At 77.0% G+C, this 1046-nt stretch carries 1 protein-coding gene; it reads right to left on the bottom strand.

All coding sequences use genetic code 11. The features are described from left to right. Positions 1-39: 39 nt before the first annotated feature. Positions 40-1046 (bottom strand): dihydrolipoamide acetyltransferase family protein (locus DQW06_RS27715; RefSeq protein WP_157983635.1); only part of this gene is annotated, 1007 nt, incomplete at its 5' end.

Raw genomic sequence — 1046 nt, 5'->3', positions numbered from 1 at the left:
CCGGGACACCGGGTCCCGGGGCGCCCGCTCCGTCCAGGCCTACAGGCGGGCGATGGCCGCGGCCGGGTTCTCCATGGCGTCGGCGACCACGCGCATGAAGCCCGCGGCGGCCCCGCCGTCGCACACGCGGTGGTCGAAGGCGAACGACAGCTGCGTGATCTTGCGGACGGTCAGCTCGCCGTCCACCACCCACGGGCGGTCCATGATCCGGCCCAGGCCCAGGATCGCCACCTGCGGGTGGTTGATGATGGCGGCGCTGCCGTCCACACGCAGCGACCCGTAGTTGTTGAGGGTGAAGGTGCCGCCGGTCATCTCGGCCCGGGAGGCCCGGCCCTCCCGGGCGGCGTCGGTGAGCCGCCGGATCTCGCCGTCCAGTTCGGCCGTGGTGAGCCGGTGCGCGCCCAGCACGGCCGGGGCGACCAGGCCCCGGTCGGTCTGCACCGCCAGGCCCAGGTTGATCCCGTCGTACTGGACCAGCTCACCGCGTTCGGCGTCCACCCTGCCGTTGAGCTCGGGGTGGGCGCGCAGGCCCGCGACCACGAACCGCGCCACGTAGGACATCAGGCCGGGCCCGGAGGGGTCGGACCGGCGCAGGCGCACCAGCTCGGTCGCGTCCACGTCCACCCAGACGGTCGCCTCGGGGATCTCGCTGCGGCTGCGGGACAGCGACGCCGCCACGCTGCGGCGGAACCCGCTCATGGCCACGCGCCGGGACTCGGCCAGTCCCGTGCGGGCGTCCACGCCACCGGTCGCGACGGGCTCCGGCCCGGCGGCGGGAGCGGCGGAGTCGGCGGCGGGGGCCCGCGCGGCCTCGATCGCCTCACGTACGTCACGTCGGGTGATGAGTCCGCCCGGGCCGCTTCCGGGAACCTCGGAGATCCGCAGCCCCGCCTCGCGGGCCATCTGCCTCACCAGGGGCGAGGTGACCAGCGGCGGACGCGCGGCCGGGGCGGCGGAGGCCCGCGCTGCGGAAACCGGTGTGGCGGCCGGTGCGGCGGGCTGCGCCGGGCGCGCGGGCGGACGCTCACGCGGGCGCCGGCGGCGCC

Source organism: Nocardiopsis sp. TNDT3, assembly GCF_003427465.1.
Lineage (GTDB): Bacteria > Actinomycetota > Actinomycetes > Streptosporangiales > Streptosporangiaceae > Nocardiopsis > Nocardiopsis dassonvillei.
Note: the sequence above shows the minus strand (reverse complement) of the source record. Positions and strands in the feature narration are given on the sequence as shown.